The following is a 253-nucleotide window of genomic DNA, read 5'->3' on the forward strand; positions in this document are numbered from 1 at the left end:
GGTAATGTAAACGGATTAGGTGATTACCAGTTCTTAACGCGCTATACTGGAAGTACAGATACAGCTAATTATTTATTTGGATCACAATACTATCAATCTTTCCGTCCTGAGCCTTTTAACGAAAACTTACGTTGGGAAATTGGTAGAACTATCAATATTGGTTTAGATTATAGCTTGTTGGAAGGAAGAATAGGTGGTTCTGTTAATCTTTATAAGAAAGAAACACAGGATCTTATTGCCTCGGCAACCGTAG

At 36.4% G+C, this 253-nt stretch carries 1 protein-coding gene; it reads left to right on the forward strand.

The features are described from left to right. On the forward strand, positions 1-253 hold a 253-nt coding region (locus ACRHOC_RS14935), incomplete at both ends, for a TonB-dependent receptor domain-containing protein (protein WP_431159419.1).

The sequence above is a fragment of the Winogradskyella poriferorum genome (assembly GCF_050618035.1).
Lineage (GTDB): Bacteria > Bacteroidota > Bacteroidia > Flavobacteriales > Flavobacteriaceae > Winogradskyella > Winogradskyella poriferorum_A.